This is a genomic window from Streptomyces durhamensis (genome assembly GCF_000725475.1).
In the GTDB taxonomy this organism is placed as follows: domain Bacteria; phylum Actinomycetota; class Actinomycetes; order Streptomycetales; family Streptomycetaceae; genus Streptomyces; species Streptomyces filipinensis.
In genome coordinates this window covers 430,981-447,886 of the sequence record NZ_JNXR01000015.1, presented here as the reverse complement: position 1 = coordinate 447,886, position 16,906 = coordinate 430,981, and the positions used below count along the sequence as shown (strand labels likewise).

The following is a 16,906-nucleotide window of genomic DNA, read 5'->3' as shown; positions in this document are numbered from 1 at the left end:
CAGTGCCCATGGCGTCGCGTCCGGTTCCGGTGCGAACCATCCTCGCCACCATCGGCCTGGTGCTCGCCACCTACGTCGTACTCGAGCTGGTGGTGCATGCTCGTCGGGTCTTGATCTGGGCGGTCATCGCGTTGCTGTTGGCCGTCTCCCTTCATCCGGCGGTCGAGGCGCTGCAGCGACGGGTGCCGCGATGCCGACGGTCGGGGGCGACCTTGCTGGTCTTCCTGGCTGCTGCCGTGGCCGTCGGCGCGGTGGTCGCCCTGTTCGTCATCCCCCTGGCTCAGGAGGGAAGCCGGCTCGCCGGTCGTCTGCCCGCCATGATCAGTGACGCCCAGGCCGGTCGCGGGCCGGTCGGTAACCTGCTTCAGCGGACGCACGCTCTGCGGTACGTCCAGCGGCATCAGGCACAGATCCGCGCGTACGCCACCGGACTGAGTACGCCCGCCCTGAAGTTCATCCGCGGTGCCGCGACCACAGTGACAGGCGCTCTCACCATCTTCGTCCTGGCCTATCTGATGGTCCTGGAGGGCCCCAAGGCCATAGAGCGGTCCCTGGCTCTCGTGGACACGGCGTCCGCGGCCCGCATACGACGCGTCGGAGCCGCGTGCGCCCGTACCGTCAACGGCTACCTGACCGGAAACTTGCTGATCAGCTTGATCTGCGGGCTCCTGACCTACGTCATGCTGCTCGTTTCCGGAGTGCCGTTCGCCGGCCTGCTGGCCCTCTTCGTCGCCGTGACCGACCTCATTCCCCTGGTGGGAGCCACCATCGGGGCTGTCGTCGCCTCGGCGGTGGCGTTCGTCCACTCCTTGCCGGCCGGCATCGGAGCCATCGTCTTCTTCATCGTCTACCAGCAGGCAGAGAACCACCTGCTGCAACCGCTCATCCTGTCCCGGACGGTGAAACTCAATCCCCTCACCGTGCTGCTGGCCATCCTGATCGCCGCCGAGGTCGCCGGGATCCTCGGTGCCTTGCTGGCCATTCCGGTCACCGGCGTCATCCAGGTCGTCCTCGGTGACCTCTGGGCCCACCGCAAGGGCCGGCCGCTTCGGTTGCCGATGAGCGCAGACGACGACCCCGAGAACGCCGACAGGGCCGGCGACCCTGAATGACCGCTCCGTGACACTCGGCCGCCGGAAGCGACATCCCTGGTTCCAAGTGATCATTCAATCAGTCTTGAGACGCTTGACGATGGCGCTGCTTTATCTGATGATTTCATCATAAATGGGCAGAATGCCGGATATGGCGCCATGCCCCCCACGTGTGCCGCTCAACCGGACAACGCCGTTCCCCACCGCTGCACACAGAGCCGCCGCGCCCCGCGCCGACGCTCTCTTCACCTCCGCAACGATGGGATGAACCGCGATGACCTACACCGAGCACACCCTCCTCGCCGAGCCGGTGAGCCCGCCTGAGAAGCCCGACGCCGCGATCGCGATGCTCGATGCGGAGGGAATCGTGGTGGGGTGGACGCAGGCCGCGCAGCAGCTTGTCGGCTACGCGGCCGGGGAGGTGGTGGGCCGGTACGCCGCACACGTGCTGCCGCCACCCGAGGAGGCACGGAGGACGTCAACCTTCGCCGAGGAGTGCCGGGCGCAGGGCGGCTGGTCGGGGACCGCAGCGATACGCCACCGCGACGGCCAGACGCTCAGCATGACGCTGCGAGTCTCGTCGTTGTGCGGGCAGGACGCCGACACCCGGTGGCTGGTGTCCGTCACGGACATAGGTTCCCTGTCCTCGGGAACGGCCGGAGGACCGGTGCGCGAGTCGCTCCTCACCCGCGCTCCGATCGGCATCGTCGTCTATGACCCGCGGCTGCGCTGCGTCTATGCGAACGACGCCATGGAGCGTCACGACGGCGTGCCTCGGCACCGGCGCTTCGGGCGTGGCCTGAAGGACTCGCTGCCCGCCGTCGAGGCCGAAGCGCTCGGGGTGGTGATGCGGCAGGTGCTGGAGAGCGGGACCACGAGGGTGCACGAGTACCGGGCCTGGCCGCCGGCAGACCGGCGCCGTGAACATGCGTTCTCGGCCTCGTTCTTCTGCCTCCAGGGCGCGGACGGCACGCCCCTGGGCGTGTGCTCCATGACCGTGGACGTCACCGGCAACCGGCGGGCACGCGAGCGCCTCGCCATCCTCAGCGAGGCCAGCACGCACATCGGCAGCACCCTCGACGTGATGCAGACCGGTCAGGAACTGGCCGAACTCGCCGTACCCCTCCTGGCCGACCACGCCCTCGTCGACCTCGTGGAGTCCCTCCCGTTCGGCGTCGAGCCGTCGGCTCGGATCGACACGAAGCGCGGCCGCCCGCCGCTGATGCGCCGCGCCGGTGTGGCCTCCGTCGACCTGGGTGTCCTGGAGTTGCCGTGGGTGCGTGAAGAGGTGGTCCACGCCCACCCGGACTCACCGTTCACCGCCGCCGTACGCACGGGCCGGTCCTACCTGGAGCCCGTGCTGGACACCCGTTCCGGCCCCTGGGTCGACCACGACCCGGTACGGGCGCAGAGGGTACGCGACAGCGGCGTCCACTCCTTGATGGTCGTACCCATCCGTGCGCGGCGCTGCGTGCTGGGACTGGCGCTCTTCGGCCGCTCCGCGGAGCAGACGCCCTTCCAGGAGGACGACCTGCTCCTCGCCGAGGAGCTGGTCACCCGGGCGGCACTCTCCCTGGACAATGCGCTCCAGTACGCCCGTGAACGCACCGCCGCCCTCACGCTGCAACGCGACCTGCTGCCCCACCGGGTGCAGGGCGGTGCCGCCGTCGAGGTCGCCTCGCGCTATGTGCCGGCCGACATGGACCACGGCGTGGGGGGTGACTGGTTCGACGTGATCGAGCTGTCCGGGGCCCGGGTGGCCCTCGTCGTCGGCGACGTGGTCGGACACGGCATCAACGCCGCGGCGACCATGGGCAGGCTGCGCACCGCCGTGCGCACGCTCGCGGACCTGGACCTGCCCCCCGACGAACTGCTGGCACACCTCGACGACACGGTCCGGCGGCTGAACGACGAGGACGCCGATGACTCCGGCCAGGCCCCGGGGGTGGTGGGCGCCACCTGTCTGTACGCCGTCTACGACCCGGTCACCCGGCGGTGCACCATGGCGCGGGCCGGGCATCCACCGGCCCTGATCGTCGGTGCACAGGGCGAGGTCACCGTCCCCGACCTGCCCGCCGGAGCCCCGCTCGGCCTCGGCCTCGGGCTGGTGCCCTTCCAGCCCGTGGAACTGGAACTGCCCGAGGGAAGTGTGCTCGCCCTCTACTCCGACGGGCTGGTCGAGTCCCGCGACGAGGACATCGACGTCGGCCTGCGCCGCCTGTGCACCGCCCTGGCCCGGTCGGGTGGCTCGCTGGAGGACATGTGCTCGCGGGTGATGCAGGGCCTGCGGGGCCACGCACCGGCCGACGACGTCACCTTGCTCCTTGCCCGGACTCGCGCGCTCGAGCCCGCTCAGGTCGCCTCCTGGGACCTGCCGAACGAACCGGTCACCGTCCCGGCAGCCCGGCGCCTGGCCGCCCGTCAGCTCAGGGACTGGGGTCTGGAGCCGCTCGTGACGCCCGTGGAGTCGATCGTCAGCGAACTGGTCACCAATGCCATCCGCCACGGCGACGGCCCCATCCGCCTACGGCTCATCCAGCACCGGGTGCTGACGTGCGAGGTCTCCGACAGCAACACCGGCCGGCCACGCCCCCGCCATCCCCACGCGCTCGACGAGCACGGCCGCGGCCTCCACCTGGTCGCGCAGCTCTCGCGCCGATGGGGCTCCCGCTCCGCAACGGAAGGCAAGGTCGTCTGGGCCGAACAGGACCTGCCCTCCACGGCCGGCGCCCGGTGACCCCTCGGCGAGCCGGGCGGCCGACAGCAAACGTCCGCGCATGCCGGTCTCCGGTAGCCGCGGACTCTCACAAGCAAGCCGGAGACAGGGACCACGCGGCGAACGGTGAGAACGCCGACTCTGCAGGCGCCTCCCCAGCGGCGATGAGCGACTCCGGTGCCCGTCCCGGCGGAACCATCTCCGCCTTGGACGGCCTGGCAGCCGCGGTGCTCGACGATCGAGGCGTGGTGGTGGGGTGGACCGTGAGACGTGAGAGGGTCTGGGGCGTGAGTGGGACACCACCGAACACCCTGCAATACCGCTTTGACGGGCCAGAAGACGCCCCGGTCCTGATCCTGGGTCCCTCACTGGGTACCACATACCACAGGTTGTAGAAATCGTCTTCGGGTGTCCACGTCAGTCCAGGGCGGGTGCGTAACAGCAGGTCAGGCACTGCGGTCCGGGGGAGTCGACGTAGTTGGTGACAGACGTGTGAGAGCGCCGGTGAGAGCTTTCGACGGCAAGCTCCTACAGGCGCCGTCGGCGGGGGCTTCCGGGCGGGTGTGCTGCAGCTCCGGCGTCGGCACCGCTGCCCCCGGGTTCTCCTCCCTGCGCCCTCCGCGTCGAGTGCTCGGCAAATCCGGCCCGGGCCCTTGGCGACCAACAGTCATAACCTTCGCCCCTGCAAAGTCGAACGCTCCGGGAGGCGTCTGAGGCGATGCCTGCCCCCGCCGAGGGGCGCACGGGCTTCTCGTCCGCAGGCTGTTCATGGTCGCGGAAGCTGCGACAGGACTATGTGCACCGGGCGGGCCGCACCGCCCGCGCCGGTGAGTCCGGCAGCGTGGTCACGCTCGTGCTGGCGGGCCAGCGCCGCGAGACGAGCCGCATGATGGCCGGGGTCGGCATCGAGCCGGATCACCGGCGCCAAGGCTCCCTCCGGGATCCCGCTCGACGGCGGGCCCGCCGTCCCCCGGCCCAAGAACAGCAATGCTCCCTTCCGCGGCCTCGGCACCAGCAAGGGCCCTCCCGCGGCGCCGGCGGCAGGTCCCGAAAGGCGGGCGAGGCCCGCAAGCTCGCCGAGGCCCGCAGGACCGCCCTCGTGCATCGCAACGGCTGAGAGCCGTTGCCCTGGCAGCCTGGCCACGGGATCGACAACCCTCGGCCCGACCCGAAGCCGTCCTGTGTGCCTCACCTACGAAGTCAACGCCTTTGGCCGCGAGAGGGGTGCCCGCCGAAACGGAGCAGGATGATGTTGCCGGCGCCTCGCACTGCGCCCGGCATGACAAGCTGTGCTTGCCGCCGGACAGCGACGGCAACTACGACCTCAAGCGCAAGTTCCGCGAAGCCCTGGCGCGCAAGCGCGGTGTGCAGGCGGATGCCGCTGATGTGGCCGCCAAGTCCGACGCATCAAAGGTGCGTTCGGCGCACGGCCCGGCTGCGAGCCAGCGGTCGTTCAGGCGCAAGAGCGGCGGCTGAGTCGATGAGTCCCGCGATCTAACCGCTTCACCGGCACTCGCGCTATCCAGTCGCGCGTACCGTGCAGTGGCCCGCGACGTGCGCATGCCCGTGCGCGCGTCGCGGGCGGGGCATAGCCGGGGGACTCGTCTGGGGGAATGGCCCAGATGCGGTTGGCTCGGGTCGGTGGCGCCGCCGAACTGGAATTCCGGGATGAGGGCACTGCCTTGTCCGAGGGTACGCGGCCGGTGTTGCGCACCTTGCGTGCCCCTGTACCGCTGTCAAAACGACTGCGGCTGTCGTCAGTTCCTCGCCGTCCGGGCCTCAGGCTCGTACGGCGGGGCCACAGCACCGTCTCTTCCACGAAGGCATGGCTGAAGACCAGCTGCACCGCCTGCTTCAGAACGCGTTCCCGCTGGTGAAGGTCGTCGAGGGTCAGGTACTGACCCGTCAGCCGCCGTTTCCTCGTGTCCGGAACCACCCTGATGTCCACGCCCGCCCGCACCATCTTTTGGGGGAGCAGCCCTTATGCAGGGCGCGCCCCCAAAACTTCCCGAAACGTTGCGCTTCGGCTCGGTCAAAATCTGTGCCCGCGAGCTGAGGTTTCAACGGGGCAGGCAGACAGATTCTCTATCGCATTAAGTGGGGTGGGATTCTTCACCGTACACAGGCCGCTGCGGCGTGCTACTGTCGATGTCAGTTGCAGTTGTGGTTCCCAAACTTCAAGTGCCCTCCGGGCGGCGCCTGCGCCACTGGAAGCACTTTTGTTATCCGGTCTTTTTCCGGGCGGGGTGATCATCGCGGCGACACGGGGTCCGCGCAGTGCGGATCCCGATGCACTGCCCCAAAGGAGAAATGACATGGCTGCTGGTACTGTGAAGTGGTTCAACGCGGAAAAGGGCTTCGGCTTCATCGAGCAGGACGGTGGCGGCGCTGATGTGTTCGCCCACTACTCGAACATTGCCGCCCAGGGCTTCCGCGAGCTGCTGGAGGGCCAGAAGGTGACCTTCGACATCGCGCAGGGCCAGAAGGGCCCGACGGCCGAGAACATCGTTCTCGCCTGACGCCGACTGTCGCGTAGTTGTAGCTGAGGCCCGCGTCCTTCGGGGTGCGGGCCCCAGCTATTCGCATTTTCCGCAGTGGTTTCGCCTGCGGACGACAACCAGGAAACCCGTAGGCTCGCCGCATACGGAGCATCCTTCAGGGGTGCACGCATCCCTTCATGGCTTCATCGTGGCGGACGCCCGAACATTGCGTCCGCTTCGCGCCACTCATTCCAGCTCCTGTGCCGCACGGATTTTTCGTCGGTCAGATTCGCTTTCGTATTCCATCGGTCCATTCTTGCAATTCTCTGTGCTGCTGATCGCTGCGGGAATTCCTTGATATGTGCCGCATCGAGGAAGGTTCCGCATGAACCGCACACGCACGAACGACCGCTTCACCCGCACCCGTAACGGCAGTACCGACTCCGGCAGGGGTGGCAGCCGATTCGGTTCGTCGGCCAGGAGCCGCTCCGGCGGGCCGGGCCGTTCCGGTGGTTACGGCCGCCGGCCCGCCGCGGTCCAGGGGGAGTTCGCGCTGCCCAGGACGATCACTCCCGCGCTCCCCGCCGTGGAGGGCTTCGCCGATCTCGACATGCCCGGGGCGCTGCTGGGCGCGCTCAGCTCGCAAGGCGTGACCGTACCCTTCCCGATCCAGGCCGCGACCCTGCCGAATTCCCTCGCCGGCCGCGACGTACTGGGCCGTGGCCGCACGGGCTCCGGCAAGACCCTCGCTTTCGGGCTGGCGTTGCTGGCCCGTACGGCCGGGCAGCGCGCCGAGGCGAGGCAGCCGCTGGGGCTGATCCTCGTACCCACGCGTGAGCTGGCGCAGCAGGTCACCGACGCGCTCGCCCCGTACGCCCGCTCCGTGAGGCTGCGGCTGGCCACGGTGGTGGGCGGAATGCCGATCGGCCGGCAGGTGAGCGCGCTGCGCGGTGGCGCCGAGGTCGTCGTCGCCACGCCGGGACGCCTCAAAGACGTCATCGACCGCGGCGACTGCCGGCTGGACCAGGTTTCCATCACCGTCCTCGACGAGGCCGACCAGATGGCCGACATGGGCTTCATGCCGCAGGTCACCGCCCTTCTCGACCAGGTCCGCCCCGAAGGCCAGCGCATGCTGTTCTCCGCCACTCTCGACCGCAACGTCGACCTGCTCGTGCGCCGCTACCTCAGTGACCCCGTCGTGCACTCCGTCGACCCCTCGGCCGGCGCGGTCACGACGATGGAGCACCACGTGCTCCACGTTCACGGCGCCGACAAGCACGCGGCAACCACCCAGATCGCCGCACGCGACGGCCGCGTGATCATGTTCCTCGACACCAAGCACGCCGTCGACGGCCTCACCGAGCACCTCCTGAACAGCGGGGTACGGGCCGCCGCCCTGCACGGCGGGAAGTCACAGCCACAGCGCACCCGCACGTTGGCACAGTTCAAGACCGGACACGTCAACGTGCTGGTCGCGACCAACGTCGCGGCGCGCGGCATCCACGTCGACAACCTCGACCTCGTCGTCAATGTCGACCCGCCGACCGACCACAAGGACTACCTCCACCGCGGCGGCCGTACCGCCCGCGCAGGAGAGTCCGGCAGCGTCGTCACCCTGGTCACCCCCAACCAGCGCCGTAGTATGACCCGCCTCATGGCAGCGGCCGGCATCGTCCCGCAGACCACCCAGGTCCGCGTCGGCGAAGAGGCCCTGCACCGCATCACCGGTGCCCAGGCCCCCTCCGGCATCCCGGTCGTCATCACCGCACCGGTGGTCGAACGCCCCAAGAAGCGCGGCGCCACCTCACGCGGTCGGCGCCGTCCCGTCTCGGCGGCCCGCCGTGCGCCCGTACGGCAGTCCACCGCCGGTGCGGCGGCATAGAACCTTCGTGTCAGGAAGCCCGCCCAACTTCGCAGGAGGCACCCTTTGACGCTGGACCCGACGCAGTTCCGCTCAACACGTACCAACGCCGTGCAGACGGCGGCCGATCCCGCGGACGCGGCCGGACCGCAGGTCTGGGAGGACATGACCGTGGAGGTGGCACTGTCCGTGATGGCCGCCGCTCGTACAGGTCACCTGGTCGTCTGCGACGAGGACGGTATGTGCACCGGCCTGGTCACCCGGGACCGGCTCACGGCCGTTCGTGACGGCTCCGGATACACGGACCGGATCCGCCTGCGTGACATCGCCGACGTCATCGGGCCATTCGCGTCGCCGCTGGCCACGAGGGCCGAAGCCGAGCGTGCGATGCGCTGCCGCCGGCTCGGGGCCCCGCCCGTGGCCGACGAACACGGCAACGCTCTGGGCGTCCTCGCCCTCTCTCGCTGAACTGCCCTCCCTCTACCCGCCCCGTCTTCTCTTCCCCCTGGAGGCATCATGCGCTGTGTCATCGCCCGCTTCCCGTTCGACCTGACCAAGAGCGGCGTGGTGGAATCGATGAAGGGCGTCACACCCGAGCTGGTCACCGGAGAGTTCGTCATCATCGGACGACGCCACTACCCCGCCAAGCAGGTCGGCCAGGTCATCACCCGCCAGGACCGCCGTGATTTCAGCACCGGCGAGGTCCTCAGGGCCATGACCCAACTCGGTTTCACCTGCCGCCCCCGCCCTACCGCCGCATCTGCGCCCCTGGCCGACCCGTACGAGCCGGCTTCCGCAACGCTCGGCACTCCCCCTGTCCGCCTGACTTACGGACAGGTGTGAGCCGAACAGAGCAGTGAGGCCCCACCGGCGTTGGCGAATTCCAGGGGTCGTAGCAACACCCGCGGTGAGTTGATCAAGCTGCGAGCAGATTGTGCAGGCGCTCGGCTGGGGTCTCCCCGTCGAGCGTTTTGTGTGGGCGGCTGTTGAGTTCGGTGGCGGAGGCGTCCAGGTCTTCGCAGGTGTGGCGGGACAGGTCGGTGCCCTAGGGGTGCCTCTGTGTGTGTCAAGGTGTCTGGTGGGGTGGCGTCGGCTCGCTTTCGGCGGGTCCGGGAAGTGACTTGTCCGAAGAGTCGGCCGTCGGGGTTGGGTCGACCGCGCTGGATGCTGTAGTCGCCCCCGGTTGTCCTCCTGGGCCCGTCGTTCGGGTGCGGCGGCGTTCGTCGCCGACCATCGTGCGCCAGACATGATCAGCCAGACGGCGCTACAGGCAGCGTTGTGCTTCTCTGGGTGTCTTTCCTTCTGCGATCTTGGCCTGGAAGTAGGCGTGACCCCGGGTGCCGGGCATGCGGATCTGCGTGATGGCCACGGTGTGGAGTGCCGCGTTGAGCTGGCGGTCGCCGCGCCTGTACAGGCGGTGGCGTGCGCGGCCGGTGCTGGCTATCTCGATGGGGGCGGTGCCGGCGTACTGGGCGAAGGCACTGGCAGTTGGGAAGCGGGTGGGGTTTCCAGTCCGGCCCAGGAGCTGGCGGCGGTTGTGGCTGCGATGCCCGGAGTGTCGGTCAGTCGGCTTCCGGACTCTGCGACCAGTGCGGCCATGGCTTTGGCGTTGTCTTTCAGCTTCACGTCCCATGTGCGGACCTCGGTGACCAGGTCGGCGGCGAGGGCGTGGCGGGTGGTTTCGGCGGGGCCGACGGGGACGACCGCCTCCAGCAGCTGCTCGGCTTTGGCCGCGGACAGATCGCGTGGCGCCCCTCCGGGCAGGAGGGCTCGCAGCAGCGCGTGGAGCTGGTTGACTGCGCGGACTCTGGCCTGGGCGAGGTTGCTGCGTCGTTCGTCCAGCAGCGCCAGTGCGTCCGTTGAGGTCTCGGGCTGCACCGGTCGCGCGTCGCCCTGGACAGCGGCGACGCAGGCCGCCGCGGCGGCATCAATGCGGTCGTTCTTGCGGCCTGCGCCGCGGGAGAGCTGGCGGACACGGGCCGTGGCTCTGGGCGGGACGTCGACGACCTTTTCTCCCCGGGCGAGCAGCCATGACGTCAGGTGGTGCCCCAGGCCCCTGGCGTTCTCGACGGCCCATCGCCGCTGGGGCCACTGGCGGGCCCAGTCCAGCATGGCTCGGCCAAGTCCGGCGATGGTCCGGTGCACAGCGCCCGGTTGTTCAAGCTCGCCAAGGACTCCGCGGTCAAGGCCCGCACCCAGGCGATCAATCAGCTCAAGGCCGTCCTGGTCATCGTCGACCCTGCTCTGCGGGAGCGGCTGTCCAGCTTGGGCAACGCCGAGTTGTTCCGCGCCTGCGCGCGCCTCGCCTCGCACGACGGTGAGGAAGACGGGGACGCGGTGACTCAGGCCACCCACCTGACGTTGCGCATGCTCGCCGAGCGCATCGAGCAGCTCACGGGGCAGATCGACGAGCTGAACCAGCGCCTGACCCGGCTCGTCGAACACCATGCTCCACAACTGCTCGTACCGGTGGGCATTGGCCCGGACAGCGCCGTCACGCTCCTGATCACCATGGGAGACAATCCCGACCGGCTGAACTCCGAAGCGTCCTTTGCTGCCCTTTGCGGAGTCAGCCCCATCGAGTACTCATCCGGCCGTCGGAGCACGCGCCGGCTCAACCACGGCGGCGACCGCCGGGCGAACGCGGCCCTGCACCGCACCGTGTTCACCCGGCTGCGCCACGACCCCCGCACCCAGGCGTACTACGAACGCCGCACCCAGGAGGGCAAGACCCGACGCGAGATCATCCGTTGCCTCAAGCGGTATGCCGCCCGAGAGGTCTTCGGCCTGGTCAGGACGGCCTCTACCGATCCCGCGCTATAGGGGCGTCCGTGAGACGTGAGAGGGTCTGGGGCGTGAGTGAGACACCACCGAACACCCTGCAATACCGCTTTGACGGGCCAGAAGACGCCCCGGTCCTGATCCTGGGTCCCTCACTGGGTACCACATACCACATGTGGGACCGCCAGGTGCCGGAGCTGACCAAACAGTGGCGGGTCCTGCGGTTCGACCTGCCCGGCCACGGCGGGGCCCCCGCCCACCCGGCCGGTTCCGTCGCCGAGCTGACCACCCGGCTGCTGGCCACGCTGGACTCGCTCGGTGTGCAGCGGTTCGGCTACGCCGGCTGCGCGCTGGGCGGTGCGATCGGCATCGAGCTGGCCCTGCGCCATCCCGAACGGCTCGCCTCACTGGCGCTGGTGGCGGCCTCGCCCCGGTTCGGGACCGCCGACGAGTTCCGGCAGCGCGGGGTGGTCGTGCGGACGAACGGACTCGACCCGATCGCCCGGACCGCACCCGACCGCTGGTTCACCGGCGGGTTCGCCGCGGCCCAGCCCGCGATCACCGAGTGGGCGGTGCAGATGGTCCGCACCACCGACCCGGGCTGCTACATCGCCGCCTGTGAGGCGCTCGCCGCGTTCGACGTACGGCCCGAGCTGGCCCGGGTCGGCGTGCCGACGCTCGTGCTCGTCGGCGCCGACGACCAGGTCACCGGGCCCGCCGAGGCCCGCACCCTGGTGGCCGGCATCCCGGACGCCCGGCTCGCGGTCGTCCCCGGCGCCTCCCACCTGGTGCCGGTCGAGCAGCCGGCGGCCGTCACCGACCTGCTGGCGCACCACTTCTCCACCGCCTGGCAGCAGCCCTTCGACACCGGCCAGACGGTCCTGCCGGCGGCGTCGGCCGTCCCGGTCCCGGTGGCCGTGCCGCCGGCCGTGCCGGTGGCCGAGATAGCCCCGGCCGCCGCCCCGGCCCAGCCGGCCGCGCGGCCCGACCGGTACGAGACCGGGCTCAAGATCCGCCGGGAGGTGCTGGGCGACGCGCACGTGGACCAGGCGCTGGCGCAGGCCGACGGCTTCTCCGGGGACTTCGAGGACTTCGTCACCCGCTACGCCTGGGGCGAGGTCTGGGACCGGCCCGGCCTGGACCGCCGTACCCGCAGCTGCGTCTCGCTGGCCGCGCTGGCCGGGGGCGGTCATCTGGAGGAGCTGGCCTCCCACACCCGGGCGGCCCTGCGCAACGGGCTCACCCCGGACGAGATCAAGGAGGTGCTGCTGCAGACGGCCGTGTACTGCGGGGTGCCGGCCGCGGGCAGCGCGTTCCGGGTGGCCCGGCAGGTCATCCTGGAGGAGACCACGCCCGCCGAGTGAGCCGCGCGCCGCCGGGACGGGCCGGCCGCCGGGTTCGGCAGGATGGTGAGCCATGAAGCTCACGAAGAAGTCCCACGCCTGCGTCCGCCTCGACAAGGACGGGCAGACGCTTGTCATCGACCCGGGCGGCTTCAGCGAGGAGGACGCCGCGCTCGGCGCCGACGCGATCCTGATCACGCACGAGCACCCGGACCACTTCGACGAGTTCCGGCTGCGCGCCGCCATGGAGAACAACCCGGCCGCCCGGATCTGGACGCTGAAGTCCGTCGCCGACCAGATCTCGGCGGCCTTCCCGGGCCGGGTGCACACGGTCGGCCACGGTGACTCCTTCACCGCGGCCGGCTTCGAGGTGCAGGTCCACGGCGAGCTGCACGCGGTGATCCACCCGGACATCCCGCGCATCACCAACGTCGGCTACCTGCTCGACGGCGGCAAGGTCTTCCACCCCGGCGACGCCCTCACCGTCCCCGACCGGGAGGTGGAGACGCTGATGCTCCCGGTGATGGCTCCGTGGAACAAGATCTCCGAGGTCATCGACTACGTCCGCGAGGTACGGCCGCGGCGCGCCTACGACGTCCACGACGCCCTGCTCACCGATCTGGCCCGGCCGATCTACGACCGCCAGATCGGCGCCCTGGGCGGCACGGACCACCAGCGGCTGGCGCCGGGGGGCTCGACCGAGATCTGAGTCCGTTGTCAGAGGCTCCGGGTAGGTTGTGAGACATGCGCATCGCCACCTGGAACGTGAACTCGATCACCGCCCGCCTTCCGAGGCTGCTGGCCTGGCTGGAGAGCAGCGGCACCGATGTGCTCTGCCTCCAGGAGGCCAAGGTCGCCGAGGACCAGTTCCCGTCCGACCAGCTGCGCGAGCTGGGCTACGAGTCGGCGGTCCACGCGACCGGCCGGTGGAACGGCGTGGCCGTGCTCTCCCGCGTCGGCCTGGAGGACGTCGTCAAGGGCCTGCCCGGCGACCCCGGCTTCGACGGCGTCACCGAGCCGCGCGCCATCTCGGCGACCTGCGGCCCGGTCCGCGTCTGGTCGGTGTACGTCCCCAACGGCCGCGAGGTGGAGCACCCGCACTACGCGTACAAGCTCCAGTGGTTCGAGGCCCTCAAGGCGGCCGTGTACGGCGACGCGCAGGGCAGCCGCCCCTTCGCGGTCATGGGTGACTACAACGTGGCGCCGACCGACGACGACGTCTACGACGTGGCCGCCTTCGAGGGCTTGACGCATGTCACCCCCGCCGAGCGCGCCGCCCTGGCCTCCCTGCGCGAGGCGGGCCTGGACGACGTGGTGCCCCGCCCGCTGAAGTACGACCACCCGTTCACGTACTGGGACTACCGCCAGCTGTGCTTCCCGAAGAACCGCGGCATGCGCATCGACCTGGTGTACGGCAACGGACCGTTCGCCAAGTCCGTCAAGGACGCCTACGTCGACCGCGAGGAGCGCAAGGGCAAGGGTGCCTCCGATCACGCACCGGTGGTGGTCGACCTCGACGTCTGATGCCACGCTGGGTCCATGAACCTTCCGTTCCTGGGCCACCGGCACAAGAAGAACGGTGACGACGGGGGCGCCCCCGCGCGAGCGCGTTCGAGCGCGGGGGCGCCGCCGCCCGACGCCGAGACGGTCGCCGCGCTGCTCTCCGAGTGCGAGCTGCTGCGCTCGCAGGCGACCCGGGCGGGCGTCCTCCTCGACGACACCCCGGCCTCGCTGGAGGCGCTGGACCAGCTCGTCCCGCGCTGGCGCGACGACGCCGAGACGCTGCCCTGGCTGGGCCACGACGCGGGGCTGTACCTGGGCACGGTCGTGGTGCGCACCGTGCCCGGCGCCGCCTGGCGGATCCGCTCCGACGGCGAGCCCGTCGTACGGCTGGCCTCCGGCCGTGAGGTGGAGGTCGGGGCCGCCGGACAGGAGTGGGCGGCGAGCGGTGTTCCCGAGCTGTCCCAGCTGTACGCGGAGATCGCCGAGACCTGAGCGCGCCCCTCAGTGGCCGTAAATACGGCTTATGCCCGAAAAGTGCGTGTCGTCCCTCAACTCCGCCGCCGTCTGGATAGTTTGCGGCGACCACGACACGGCTGAGAGCGAGTAGGGCTGCGTATGGCCGTCGATCCGTTGACCGGACCGCACCACGTCCGCACCGCTCGTGCGTCCCTCGCCCTGTTCACCCTCCTCGTGCTGCTCGCCGCCGGCTGCGGCAAGGAGGGCAGCCCGCCGGTCAAGGGCCCGGCGGCCGGCGCACTGCCGCACTACCGGGTGGCCCGGGGCTTCAGTCTGCCCGCGTCCGGCACCTGGATGCGGGCCAGGAGGCGCGGCCACCTCGTCGTCGGCGCCAAGGAGGACCAGCCCTATCTCGGCGAGCGGGACCCGGCGACCGGCACCTACTCCGGCTTCGACATCGAGATCGCCAGGATGATGTCCGCCTCCCTCGGCTTCCCGCCGCGGACCATCCGGTTCCGGACCATCGCCTCCGCCAACCGCGAGACGGCCCTGCAGAACGGCCAGATCGACTACTACGTCGGCACCTACACCATCAATCCGGGCCGCAGAAAACTCGTCGGCTTCGCCGGCCCCTACTACCTGGCCGGCCAGTCCCTGCTGGTCCGCTCGGACGAGAAGGACATCCACGGTCCCCAGGACCTCGACGGCAGACGCGTCTGCTCGGCGGCCGGCTCCACGCCGTACCAGCGCATCAGGGCCGACTACCCGAAGGCGGTCCTGGTCGCCTACGACACCTACTCGGTCTGCGTCGACAACCTGCTCACCTACCAGGTCGACGCGGTCACCACGGACGACGCCATCCTCATCGGCTACGCGGCCAAGGCCCCGGACGCGCTCAAGGTCGTCGGCAGGCCCTTCTCCAGGGAGCCGTACGGCATCGGCGTCCCGCACGCCGACACCGCGTTGCGCCTCGCCCTCGACAACACCCTGGAGGGGCGGGAGAAGGACGGCGACTGGAGGAAGGCGTACGAGGCCACGCTCGGCCTGTCCGGCGTGCCCGCCCCCCGTCCGCCCGCGATCGACCGCTATCCGGCGAGCTGAGCGAGGACCGCGAGGACCGCATGAACGTACTGACAGACAACTTCTCGACCTACGGCGCCGGTTTCCTCGGAACGGTCCGGCTCACCGTCTACGCCTCCCTGCTGGCCCTCGCACTGGGCTTCGTGACGGCGTCCTTCCGGGTCGCGCCCGTCGGCGCGCTGCGCGCGTTCGGCACGGTGTGGGTCACGGTCCTGCGCAACACCCCGCTCACCCTGCTCTTCTTCGCGGTGCTGCTCGGACTGCCGCGGTTCGGACTCGTGCTGCCCTTCGACGTGTTCGCGGTCCTCGCCCTCGGCTGCTACACCTCGGCGTTCATCTGCGAGGCGCTGCGCTCCGGCATCAACACCGTGCCCAAGGGGCAGGGGGAGGCGGCCCGCAGCCTCGGCATGACGTTCGGGCAGACGCTGAGCCTGGTCGTGCTGCCGCAGGCCTTCCGGGCGGTGATCCCGCCGATCGGCTCCACGCTCATCGCGCTCGCCAAGAACTCCGCGATCGCGGGCGCCTTCAGCGTCACCGAGCTGCTCGGCACCTACAAGACCGTCAACGAGCTCGGCTACAACATCATCTGGACCTTCGTCTGGATCGCCGTCGGCTACCTGATCGTCACGCTCGCCATCAGCGCGCTGTTCCATGTGCTGGAGCGGACCTGGGGAGTCGCCCGGTGACCGGTGCCACCGCCCTCTACGACGTCCCCGGACCACGCACCCGGCAGCGGCACCGCGTCTACGGCGTCCTCGCCACCGCCGTCATCCTCGTTTTGATCGCCTGGATCCTGTATCTCCTCGTCGACACCGGCCAGTTCACCACCACCAAGTGGACGCCCTTCGCGTACAAGGGCATCCAGGAGCTGTTGCTGCGCGGCCTCGGCAACACCCTGAAGGCCTTCGCGATCGCCGCCGTCCTCTCCCTCGCCCTCGGCGGGCTGCTGGCCGTCGGGCGGTTGTCGGACCACCGGCCGGTGCGGTGGGCGGCCGCGCTCGTCGTGGAGTTCTTCCGCGCCATGCCCGTACTCGTGATGATCTTCTTCATCTTCGTGGCGCTGAAGGTCCAGCCGCTGCCCGCGCTGGTCGCAGGACTCACCCTGTACAACGGCTCGGTGCTCGCCGAGGTCCTCCGCTCCGGTGTGAACGCCGTCGAACGCGGCCAGCGGGAGGCCGCGTTCGCGCTCGGCATGCGCAAGACCCAGGTCATGGCGCATGTCCTTCTCCCGCAGGCGGTGCGCGCCATGCTGCCCGCCGTCATCAGCCAGTTGGTGGTCGCCCTGAAGGACACCTCGCTCGGCTATCTCATCACCTACGAGGAGTTCCTCCATGCCGGGAAGCTCATCGCCTCCAACCTCGACTACGATTTGCCGTTCATCCCTGTGGTGATGGTGATCTCGCCGATCTACTTCGGGATGTGCATGCTGCTCTCGTGGTGCGCCGGCCGGGTGTCCCGCCGTGAGCAGCGCAGCCCCAGGACCGAGGCCGTGGCGGTCGCCACGGCCGGCCCTGGGGCGCCGCTGCCGGGTGGGGAGCCCCCCATGGCCCCGAAACCCTAGGGGGACGGCAGTTCACGGGCCAGGCTCGTCCGGC

The 16,906-nt window shown here is 70.0% G+C and carries 17 protein-coding genes and 2 pseudogenes; 16 read left to right on the top strand and 3 right to left on the bottom strand.

Annotation, left to right across the window (positions count from 1 at the left end; all coding sequences use genetic code 11):
- Window positions 1-8: 8 nt before the first annotated feature.
- The 8 genes and pseudogenes from IO33_RS0123870 (at window position 9) to IO33_RS0123835 (ending at window position 8,991) form a co-directional block, all read left to right on the top strand.
- The gene (locus tag IO33_RS0123870; protein WP_031168342.1) at window positions 9-1,112 is read left to right on the top strand and encodes an AI-2E family transporter; all 1,104 of its coding nucleotides are present in this window, start codon (window positions 9-11) and stop codon (window positions 1,110-1,112) included.
- A gap of 253 nt (window positions 1,113-1,365) precedes the next feature.
- On the top strand, window positions 1,366-3,828 hold the full coding sequence (locus IO33_RS0123865; protein ID WP_037685818.1) for a SpoIIE family protein phosphatase: 2,463 nt from the start codon (window positions 1,366-1,368) through the stop codon (window positions 3,826-3,828).
- Between the two features lie 766 nt (window positions 3,829-4,594).
- Window positions 4,595-4,924 (top strand): annotated as a pseudogene (locus tag IO33_RS52640) (DEAD/DEAH box helicase); the annotation flags it as partial.
- 170 nt (window positions 4,925-5,094) lie between these two features.
- Window positions 5,095-5,283, top strand: coding sequence for a DUF5302 domain-containing protein (locus tag IO33_RS0123855; protein ID WP_051926926.1), 189 nt, complete (start codon window positions 5,095-5,097; stop codon window positions 5,281-5,283).
- Window positions 5,284-6,122: 839 nt separating this feature from the next.
- Window positions 6,123-6,326 (top strand): cold-shock protein, encoded by a 204-nt coding sequence (locus IO33_RS0123850; protein WP_014145516.1) that lies wholly within the window; start codon window positions 6,123-6,125, stop codon window positions 6,324-6,326.
- Between the two features lie 346 nt (window positions 6,327-6,672).
- Window positions 6,673-8,169: a DEAD/DEAH box helicase gene (locus IO33_RS0123845; protein WP_031168333.1), complete on the top strand. Its 1,497-nt coding sequence runs from the start codon at window positions 6,673-6,675 to the stop codon at window positions 8,167-8,169.
- 45 nt (window positions 8,170-8,214) lie between these two features.
- A complete protein-coding gene (locus IO33_RS0123840; RefSeq protein WP_031168331.1) occupies window positions 8,215-8,616 on the top strand; it encodes a CBS domain-containing protein in 402 nt (133 codons plus the stop codon).
- A gap of 48 nt (window positions 8,617-8,664) precedes the next feature.
- Entirely contained in the window at window positions 8,665-8,991 is a 327-nt protein-coding gene (locus IO33_RS0123835; protein ID WP_031168329.1) for an SCO5918 family protein, read from the top strand.
- Between the two features lie 73 nt (window positions 8,992-9,064).
- On the opposite strand, the pseudogene IO33_RS52635 reads toward IO33_RS0123835, so the two are convergent.
- From IO33_RS52635 to IO33_RS52625, 3 genes and pseudogenes are all read right to left on the bottom strand, one after another.
- Window positions 9,065-9,193: pseudogene (locus tag IO33_RS52635) on the bottom strand (IS30 family transposase); the annotation flags it as partial.
- Between the two features lie 219 nt (window positions 9,194-9,412).
- Entirely contained in the window at window positions 9,413-9,670 is a 258-nt protein-coding gene (locus tag IO33_RS52630; protein WP_245235869.1) for an IS110 family transposase, read from the bottom strand.
- Entirely contained in the window at window positions 9,589-10,260 is a 672-nt protein-coding gene (locus IO33_RS52625) for an IS110 family transposase (RefSeq protein WP_245235856.1), read from the bottom strand. Before IO33_RS52625 ends, IO33_RS52630 begins: the two co-directional genes overlap by 82 nt.
- 42 nt (window positions 10,261-10,302) lie before the next feature.
- Here IO33_RS52625 and IO33_RS0123825 point away from each other — a divergent pair, with 42 nt between their 5' ends.
- From IO33_RS0123825 to IO33_RS0123790, 8 genes are all read left to right on the top strand, one after another.
- A complete protein-coding gene (locus tag IO33_RS0123825; protein WP_037685861.1) occupies window positions 10,303-10,971 on the top strand; it encodes an IS110 family transposase in 669 nt (222 codons plus the stop codon).
- Between the two features lie 32 nt (window positions 10,972-11,003).
- A complete protein-coding gene (gene pcaDC, locus IO33_RS0123820) occupies window positions 11,004-12,293 on the top strand; it encodes a bifunctional 3-oxoadipate enol-lactonase/4-carboxymuconolactone decarboxylase PcaDC (protein WP_031168324.1) in 1,290 nt (429 codons plus the stop codon).
- Between the two features lie 52 nt (window positions 12,294-12,345).
- Complete coding sequence (locus IO33_RS0123815) at window positions 12,346-12,981, top strand: MBL fold metallo-hydrolase (protein ID WP_031168322.1); 636 nt, start codon at window positions 12,346-12,348, stop codon at window positions 12,979-12,981.
- 35 nt (window positions 12,982-13,016) lie between these two features.
- Window positions 13,017-13,796, top strand: a complete 780-nt coding sequence (locus IO33_RS0123810) for an exodeoxyribonuclease III (RefSeq protein WP_031168320.1) — start codon at window positions 13,017-13,019, stop codon at window positions 13,794-13,796.
- A gap of 15 nt (window positions 13,797-13,811) precedes the next feature.
- Entirely contained in the window at window positions 13,812-14,267 is a 456-nt protein-coding gene (locus IO33_RS0123805) for a DUF6278 family protein (RefSeq protein WP_031168318.1), read from the top strand.
- 123 nt (window positions 14,268-14,390) lie between these two features.
- The gene (locus IO33_RS0123800) at window positions 14,391-15,332 is read left to right on the top strand and encodes a glutamate ABC transporter substrate-binding protein (RefSeq protein ID WP_031168315.1); all 942 of its coding nucleotides are present in this window, start codon (window positions 14,391-14,393) and stop codon (window positions 15,330-15,332) included.
- 20 nt (window positions 15,333-15,352) lie between these two features.
- A complete protein-coding gene (locus tag IO33_RS0123795) occupies window positions 15,353-15,997 on the top strand; it encodes an amino acid ABC transporter permease (RefSeq protein WP_031168313.1) in 645 nt (214 codons plus the stop codon).
- On the top strand, window positions 15,994-16,872 hold the full coding sequence (locus IO33_RS0123790; protein WP_031168311.1) for an amino acid ABC transporter permease: 879 nt from the start codon (window positions 15,994-15,996) through the stop codon (window positions 16,870-16,872). The genes IO33_RS0123795 and IO33_RS0123790 overlap by 4 nt, the downstream gene beginning before the upstream one ends.
- Window positions 16,873-16,906: the final 34 nt, after the last annotated feature.